Raw genomic sequence first — 1166 nt, 5'->3', positions numbered from 1 at the left:
TGCCGCTGCGTTATGTGCAGTGAGCATGACGGCAAACGCGTCGCTCAGCTTAGAAAAGCAGCGCGAAGTATATGAGCAAGCTCAAGATTTATTAGATAAGAATGACATTGACGGATACTTATCTATTCGTCCAAAAATTGCTGATTATCCACTGACTCCTTATGTGGATTACCGAACGTTCATCAGGCAGCTATCCATGAAATCACCACAACAAGTGGATGCTTTCATTAATGAGCATGAGGCGTTCCCTTTCTCACGTCGCATTCGTGCGCCTTATCTCGATAACTTGTACAAACAGAAAGATTGGAAAACCATCACTGAGTTTCAAAAAGTCATTCCAAGTGGTGAGCGTTATCAGTGTATTTTTTACGTTGCTCAGTTAAAGCAAGGCAAACAAGTTGCAGCCTTTAAAGGCGCAGAAGACATGTGGCTAAGCGGTTCTAGCATCGCGAGTGAGTGTGACCCGTTATTTAATGCTTGGGATAAAGCGGGTGGACGTACAGACGATTTGGTTCTGCAACGCATGTTGTTGGCGTTTGATGCTCGTAACGGTAGTTTGATGGCTTATTTGCAAAAGCTGCCAAGCTCTGCAAAAGCGAAACAACAAGCGCAAGAAATGAAAGCGTTGTTTGATAAACCTGCGACGGTGGCTGAGTTTGCTAAGAAAAAGCCAGCCAATGACTTTTATCGTGCTCAGAGTGAATATGCGTTAGAAAAGCTAGCTCGCATGGATGTCAATCAAGCTCAAAAAGCGTATGCGCAAGTCGTGAAAGGACAAAAATTCTCAGCAGAAAAAGCCCAAGCACTTGCGGACTACATTGCGATTCGTCTGATTCGTACGGAATCCGATTCACTAGCCAAATGGCGAGATGATAAGACGAAAACCAGTAAAAATGTCGCTTTGATCGAAAATCGTATCCGTCTAGCAATTCAAAATGCAGATTGGAAAGGTGTTCAACAGTGGATTGCCGTGCTCAACAAAGATGAGCAAGCCTCGCTTCGCTGGCAATATTGGTTAGGTCGAAGTGAGATTGCGCTGGGTGATGATATTGCAGGCAAGCAGCGATTGGCGACCTTAGTTGGTCAGCGCAATTTCTACAGCGTGGCTGCGGCGAATGCGATTGGTCAGTCAATCAAATATCCATCTCATCGTATTAAGCTCGATA

Annotated in this window: 1 pseudogene; it reads left to right on the top strand. The window is 44.8% G+C overall.

Annotated features, from left to right (window positions below):
* A pseudogene (locus R7Q38_RS24120) lies at window positions 1–1166 on the top strand (lytic murein transglycosylase); the annotation flags it as partial.

The sequence above is a fragment of the Vibrio sp. Vb0598 genome, from assembly GCF_033338935.1.
Classification (GTDB): domain Bacteria; phylum Pseudomonadota; class Gammaproteobacteria; order Enterobacterales; family Vibrionaceae; genus Vibrio; species Vibrio alginolyticus.
The sequence above is the reverse complement of the archived record's forward strand: the minus strand, read 5'-3'. Positions and strand labels throughout refer to the sequence as shown.